This is a genomic window from Nocardia sp. NPDC060259, assembly GCF_042728775.1.
GTDB lineage: Bacteria > Actinomycetota > Actinomycetes > Mycobacteriales > Mycobacteriaceae > Nocardia.
The window spans coordinates 1-7,032 of sequence record NZ_JBHXAY010000179.1 but is presented as its reverse complement, the minus strand read 5'-3'; the positions used below and the strand labels follow the sequence as shown (position 1 = coordinate 7,032).

The window sequence follows — 7,032 nt, the reverse complement described above, 5'->3', positions numbered from 1 at the left end:
GGTGACACCTCGGCACCGATTGCCGCGGACGGAACCCGCGTGCGGCTGCCCCAACCCCGCGGCCGTCAGGCGGCGTCGAGGGCGGCGGCGATCTTGCGGGCCATCGCTGCCACAGCCGGGGTGGGCTGACCACTGTCGGCCTGGGTGGCGGCCTCGACGGCGACCAGGACCGTGTCGCGGAAGTTGCCTGCTTCGGCCGGGTCCTGCTCGGCGAGCAGGCGCACGGCCGCGGTCAGGCTCGGTAGCACCTGGTCGGCGAGTGCGGCGACGGACTTGCCGGGCAGGTGGATGTCCTTGGACTTGGCGGCGAGCACGTGCCCGACCAGACCGGTCGCCGAGGTCAGGGCGATGGAACCGTGCGAGATCCCCTTGTGCGGCGCGCCGGCGGCGGCGATCAGCGAGACGGCGCCGTAGGCGGCGGTGCGCAGGGTGCTCTTGTCCTGGTCAGTCAGGGTGATGGTGGTGGACATGGTGTGTACTCCTCGAAATCGGTGGTGGCACTGACTGTGTCGGTGCCGGCTGTTTTGTTCGATGTACACACTGTGGTCGGGCCGCCTGACACCGAGCTGACACGCACCTGACGTCTCCACTGACAGCGGCACCAGGCCTCGCGGCAGCGGCGGTCGTCTGCTCAGCGCTTGCGGGGCAGGGCGGCGGCGAACGCCACGCCACGTTCGACCCACTCGCACAGGACCGTGTCGTCGGCGACGAGTTCCGGTGCGACGCGCAGCCAGCCGGTCATTTCGCGGCCGCCCATCGTCATCGGCGCGATCGCCGCGCCGTCGATCAAGTTCTCGCTCTCGGCAGGGTCGACCCGCACGAGCAGACCGCCCTTACCGCTCACCGCGACGGCCATATTGCCGCCGACGAGAAAGGCGAGTCCACCGAACATCTTCTTCTCATCGATGTCACCACGCGGATACACCAGCTCCCTGACCCGCTCGGCAAGCTCCGCGTCATACGCCATGCGCGCCAGTATGCGCCAGGCCACCGACAACCACCTGCGGTACGTTTGTTAGGTAACGCTAACTATTGGAGGTTTCCCTTGGCTCGCCCCCGTACCACCCTGACGGTGCTGCGCACCGAACGCCTGTCCCCGCATATGGTGCGCGTGCACTTCCGTGCTGCCGGTCTGGCGGTCGGCGCGTTCACCGATTCGTACGTCAAACTCATCTTCCCGACAGACGGCGTCGAGGTGCTGCGCACCTACACCCTGCGCTTGATCGACCGGGCAGGCGAACAGGTCGCGATCGATTTCGTGTATCACGGCGACGAAGGCATCGCAGGACCGTGGGCAGCGCAGGCAGCCCCGGGCACCACGATTGATGTCTTCGGCCCAGGTGGTGCCTATGCCCCACGCGCCGAGGCGGACTGGCATCTGCTCGCGGGTGACGATTCCGCGCTGCCCGCCATCGCCGCCGCGCTCGAGTCGATGCCGGCGACGGCCGCGGGTATCGCCTTTGTGGAGGTGGCTGGGCCCGAGGACGAGCTTCCTGTCGCCAAGCCTGACGGGGTGGAGCTGACCTGGTTGCATCGAGGCGACCGTGCGCCGGGCGAAGCGCTGGCCGAGGCTGTGCGCGGCGCGGTCTGGCGTGCGGGACAGGTGCAGGTGTTCATCCACGGTGAAGCGCACGCCGTCATGCACGATCTGCGCCGCTACATCCGCAGAGAACGGGAGGTTTCCGCCGAGTGGGCCGCATCGATTTCCGGTTACTGGCGGCGGGGCCGGACCGAAGAGGGCTTCCGGGAATGGAGGGCGGATCTGGCCACCCGCGAGTCCGCGCCCACGTCCAACTGACCGGCCGTACATCACTTGTTCCACTGGGGAGGTCCCCAGCCGGTCCGTGCCGGTCGCAGCATCGATCGGCAGGAAACCGTGGACGTGCCCCTACCTGCGGTGGGAAGCTCGAAGGAGCCGGGTCCCTAATCCGAGGGAGCGTGCGACATGGTGGACCGGACGAACGGGGCGCAGCGACCGGAGAGCATCCGGAACGTGGCGCTGGTTGGCAGCAGCGGTGCGGGGAAGACGACGCTGGTGGAGGCGCTGGCGTTGGCGACCGGGACGGTGAACCGGGCTGGCCGGGTGGAGGACGGGACATCGCTGTCGGACTACGACGAGGTCGAACGGCGACAGCACAGATCTGTGCAGGTGTCGGTGGTCCCGGTGATGTGGGGCGGGGTGAAGATCAATCTGATCGATACGCCGGGATGCCCGGATTTCGTCGGCGAACTGCGGGCCGGGTTGCGGGCTGCCGACGCGGCGCTTTTCCTGGTGTCGGCGGCCGACGGAGTGGAGGGTGTGGCGGGGGCGACGCGGGAACTGTGGGCCGAATGCGCGCGGGTGGGGATGCCGCGGGCGATCGTGATGACACATCTGGACACGGCGCGGGCGGAATACGCGGAACTGGTGCAGACCTGTCAGGCGCTGCTGACCGACGGAGCGAGCGATACCGTGCTGCCCCTGCACCTGCCCGTCTACGGGCCGAAGAGCCCCGACGGGCACCGGCCCGCGATCGGACTGCTGGAACTGCTCGAGCGGCGGGCGGCCGACTATCGCAGCGGGAAACGAGAGCGCACCGAACCTTCCGCGGAACAGCTCGCGGAGATCGACCCGGCCCGCGATCGGTTGATCGAGGCGATCATCGCCGAGAGCGAAGACGAAACGCTGATGGACCGGTACCTCGACGGCGAACCCGTCGAACTCGACACCTTGGTCGACGACCTGGAACGAGCCGTGGCGCGCGGAAGCTTCCATCCGGTGCTGTTCGCGGCACCGGCGGCCGAGGACACGGAGCAGGGCCTCGGCACGCTCGAACTACTGGAACTGGTCACGGCCGGGTTCCCGACACCGATCGAACACCCGCTGTCGGCCGTGCCGCGCGGCGACGGCGCCGCGCCCACCGCGCTGCGCTGCGATCCGGCGGGGGAACTCGCCGCGGAGGTCATCCGGACCTCGTCCGACCCGTATGTGGGACGGGTATCGCTGGTGCGGGTGTTCTCCGGCACGCTGCACAGCGATCACACCGTCCACGTCTGCGGACCGGAGCACGATGCCGACGACCGGGTCGGCGGAGTCACCGCGCCGTTGGGGAAACAACAGCGGACGCTGACCGAGGCCGTCGCCGGCGATATCGCGTTCGTGAGCAAACTCGGCCACGCGGAAACCGGCGACACCCTCTCCGGCACCGGGCAACCCCTGCTGATCGAGCCGTGGCAGCTGCCGGAACCCCTGCTGCCCGTGGCTATCCGGGCGCAGGGGAAGTCCGATGAGGACAAGCTCTCGCAGAGCCTGACCCGGCTCGTCGCCGAGGATCCGACCCTGCGGCTGGAACACAACGAACACACCCATCAGCTGGTGCTGTGGTGTCTGGGGGAAGCCCACCGGGATGTCGCGCTGGAACGGTTGCGCGGGCGGTTCGGGGTGCGGGTGGACGTGGAACCGTATCGGGTGGCGTTACTGGAGACGCTCGCCGCCGCGGCCGAGGGGCGCGGCAGGCTGGTGAAGCAGTCCGGCGGGCATGGGCAGTACGCGGTGTGCCAGATCCAGGTGGAACCGCTGCCCGCGGGGACGGGATTCGAGTTCGTCGACCGGGTGGTCGGTGGGGTAGTGCCGCGGCAGTTCATCGGGTCGGTGGAGAAGGGGGCGAAGGCGCAGGCCGCGCGCGGAGTGACTCCCGGATATCCGCTGGTGGATGTGCGGGTGACACTGGTGGAGGGAAAAGCGCACTCGGTGGACTCCTCCGACGCCGCCTTCCAGACCGCGGGTGCCCTCGCTCTTCGCGACGCGGCGGACGCGTCAGGGACCCTGCTGCTCGAACCGGTTGCCGCGGTGCGGGTCACGGTCCCCGACGACCATCTTGGCGCCGTCCTCGGCGACCTGTCCACCCGGCGCGGCCGCATTCTCGGCACCGAACCGGCCGAGACCGGCCGCACCCGGATCCGGGCCGAGGTACCCGAACTCGAACTGAGCAGGTATGTCATCGACCTGCGATCGCTCACCCACGGGGCGGGGTCGTTCGCCCGCGGGTATCTACGGCACGAGCCGATGCCGGCCGCCGTCGCCGAACGGGCACGCAAGGAAAGCGCAGGGGCGTCGGCCTGAATCACCGGGCCCTGAAGGTGGTCCGGATCTGTGGCCGGCGGGTAAGGGCCGGCCGGACACGAGGATGTCGTGCAACTGGATCGTTGCGTACCTGCCCTGATGGCGTGACGCGGCAGGCATCGAGTAGAACGGGGTCCATGGTCGAACGCGAGCACAACCTGGATAGCGCCTCGCCTGCCGAGCCGCGGCGGCGGACCGGCGGGCGCTCGGCCCGGGTGCGCGAAGCCGTGCTCGCGGCGGCGCTGGATCAGGTCGCCGAACACGGCATCGAGGGATTGGCGATCGGTGATATCGCGGCCCGCGCCGGGGTCGCCGAGACAACGATCTACCGACGCTGGGGCACCCGCACCGCACTGCTCGCCGACGCCGTCACCGAACTCGCGGCCGTGGGCAACCCGACACCCGACACCGGAAGCCTGCGATCGGACCTGCGGCAACTCGCCGACCAGATCTCGCACCTGATCTCGCGCCCCGGCATCGCCAGGTTGCTCGGCACGGCCATCGCGCTGTCGGTCGACCCCGACGTCGCCACCGCCCGTCACCGCTTCTGGGACGACCGCTTCGAACGCACCGCACCCGTCATCGACAAGGCGGTCGAACGCGGTGAACTCCCCGCGGGCACCGACCCGCGCGAGGTCATCGAAACCCTCTCCGCCCCACTCTATTTCCGGTTGATGGTCACCGACCTGCCCCTGGACGACACTTTTGTCACCCGCTGCATCGACCAGACCATCGCCCTGTACAGAAAGACGGGCTGACCCGGACCACCGCGACGCCCGGTGGGAGCGGGCGGTCGTCCGCACTGCCTGCGCCGGTTCCTCGCAACGCCGAGCGACACGGCGATGGCCGCGACGAAGGGTTTTTCAGGCGGTCGGAACCCGCGGCAAGGCCCCGATCGGGTGATCGAGACCTTGCCGAGGATCACACAGTACGGAGCTGGATCAGTCGCCTATCGGGATGTCGATACCCGCTGCGCCGTGGACGGCGGACAGGGTCACCACGGTGTCGGGTTCGGTTTCGCCCGCGTACAGGGGGTCCTCGGTAGCCAGGATGACGGCGAGCTGGTGGCCGACGGGGACTCGATAGTCGGTGGCCTGCAAGCGCAGATCGACCGTGGTGGGATGTTTCGGTTCGGCGGTGCGCACCGTGGCCGCGGCATGGGTGATGATCTTCAGATTGCCGGTGACCACGTCGAGATCGAACAAGTAGGCGACCACGGTGACGGCATGGGTGGTGGGAGTCACCGTCACACGAATCCGTGGGATACCCGCGATGTGGTGGGGCGACGGAAGCGGAGCGCTCGTCCACACCGCGCTGGTGGATCGATCGACCTCGGCGAACCTGTGACGCACGGGCATGAGCAGCCGCTCACGGAAGCCGTCCATGACCAGTTGATTCACGGCGCGGACGCGCGGTTCACCGGAACGGATGGTCTGGCTGAAGTCCGAGGGCGGGTCGAGAACCAGTGCACCATCGGTGGATCCACTCGGGGGTGCGGCGAAATGGTAGGTGCGGATCGGGTTGGACGACCAGCTTTCCAGGTCGGCGAAGGAGGACACGGTAAAGCTGTGCATGGTCTCGGTGTGCACGGCACCATCGCTGTCGATGCCGTTGTCGACACCCTTGAGATAGTGGTCCAGCCAGTCGTAGGCGGCCTCGGAGGTGCGAGTGTAGACACCGAGCAGCAGGCCCGGAACCTCCACTGCCCCATGGTCTCCGATCGCCAGATCCAAGCGCTTGGGGCCGGGGAACTCGGCGAAATAGCTCAGCAGCTGGTTCTGGGGAAAGATGGTCTCGTGCCAGTAGCTGGTGAAGAAGGTCGGCACGGGACGGCGTTCATCCGGGATGTGAGCCGGCGAGCGCCGTCGCGCGTAGTCCAGCACACCCTCGATATCGGTGTTCGTCCGGAAGTCCTCGAGTATCTTCACCAGCTCGGCGCTGGGCTTCTCGCTGATCGCGCCCAGGGCTTCGGCGGCGAGGATGTGGCGGGTCCCGTTGTCGTACAGCGCTTCGCCGAGATCAGCCCAAGTGCTCAGGGCGACCACTGCTTTCACGCGCGGATCGGACTGGGCTACCAGCTGGCTGATGCCTGAACCGTAGGAGATGCCCGCCATGCCGATACGTTCCTGGTCAACCTCGATCTCCGGTTGCGCGAGCGCCCAGGTGATCACTTGCGAGCCGTCCGCGACGTCTTCGGGACCGGCCACCGTCAGCTCACCACCGGACCCGGGCAGGCCGCGCTCGGTGTAGGCGACGACGGCGTAGCCGCGCATGAGCAGCCTGATCAGCGCCCCGGAGTACATTTTCCAGCCCGTGGGGTCCAGGCCGGCGGGAAGTACGACGAGTGGATGCGGGCCGCCGCTGGTCGGCCAGGCGGCCATGGCGTCGAGCAGTTCGCCGTCGTGGCCGGGAATCTGCACCTGAGTGAACCGGCACCGAGCGCGGACGGCGGCGATGTCGTCGATCAGGTATTCGGGGACGCCGGTCGCGTTTCCGGTGAGCAGATCATCAACGACGGCGAGTGCGGCGACTTCCTGATCGGGAGCGAGTAGGCGCAAGCGGTCAGGGCGAGCTTCTGGCATGGCGATCTCCTGTCGAATTGGTGTATTTCGGAGCAGCAGAACAGCTGTGCGACAAGCAAGGGAGCTACTACGGGACGAGACCCAAGCCACCCCCGCTCGCCAGCGATGCTACATCGGTCTCGACAGTTGGTGTGTTCTGTTGCAGCGGTAGATATTTGACATGCGAGAGTGCGAATATGTGCGATCTCATTGTGAACACCCGTGTCTGGGTCGAGTGATTCCCAACGGGCCCGGACAGGTGACCAAGCGCCGCTGATTCGAGGCGCGAGAGGGGCTCGCGGGCAGATTCCGGATCGAAGAAGTCCAGGCTTCGTGAATGAGCTGGCCCACGCACGGCAGGCTTCACCG

General features: G+C 67.9%; 6 protein-coding genes. 3 read left to right on the top strand and 3 right to left on the bottom strand.

Annotated features, from left to right (window positions below; translation table 11 throughout):
- Nucleotides 1-65: 65 nt before the first annotated feature.
- Nucleotides 66-470: a hypothetical protein gene (locus ACFWF2_RS33135; RefSeq protein WP_379311423.1), complete on the bottom strand. Its 405-nt coding sequence runs from the start codon at nucleotides 468-470 to the stop codon at nucleotides 66-68.
- A 161-nt stretch (nucleotides 471-631) separates the two neighbouring features.
- On the bottom strand, nucleotides 632-967 hold the full coding sequence (locus ACFWF2_RS33130) for a TfoX/Sxy family protein (RefSeq protein ID WP_379311422.1): 336 nt from the start codon (nucleotides 965-967) through the stop codon (nucleotides 632-634).
- 78 nt (nucleotides 968-1,045) lie between these two features.
- Here ACFWF2_RS33130 and ACFWF2_RS33125 point away from each other — a divergent pair, with 78 nt between their 5' ends.
- From ACFWF2_RS33125 to ACFWF2_RS33115, 3 genes are all read left to right on the top strand, one after another.
- Nucleotides 1,046-1,798 (top strand): siderophore-interacting protein, encoded by a 753-nt coding sequence (locus ACFWF2_RS33125; RefSeq protein ID WP_379311421.1) that lies wholly within the window; start codon nucleotides 1,046-1,048, stop codon nucleotides 1,796-1,798.
- A 147-nt stretch (nucleotides 1,799-1,945) separates the two neighbouring features.
- Nucleotides 1,946-4,102, top strand: coding sequence for an elongation factor G-like protein EF-G2 (locus tag ACFWF2_RS33120; RefSeq protein ID WP_379311420.1), 2,157 nt, complete (start codon nucleotides 1,946-1,948; stop codon nucleotides 4,100-4,102).
- A 137-nt stretch (nucleotides 4,103-4,239) separates the two neighbouring features.
- Entirely contained in the window at nucleotides 4,240-4,860 is a 621-nt protein-coding gene (locus ACFWF2_RS33115) for a TetR/AcrR family transcriptional regulator (protein ID WP_379311419.1), read from the top strand.
- 183 nt (nucleotides 4,861-5,043) lie between these two features.
- On the opposite strand, the gene ACFWF2_RS33110 is transcribed toward ACFWF2_RS33115, so the two are convergent.
- Nucleotides 5,044-6,684, bottom strand: a complete 1,641-nt coding sequence (locus tag ACFWF2_RS33110; RefSeq protein ID WP_379311418.1) for a CocE/NonD family hydrolase — start codon at nucleotides 6,682-6,684, stop codon at nucleotides 5,044-5,046.
- Between the last annotated feature and the right edge of the window lie 348 nt (nucleotides 6,685-7,032).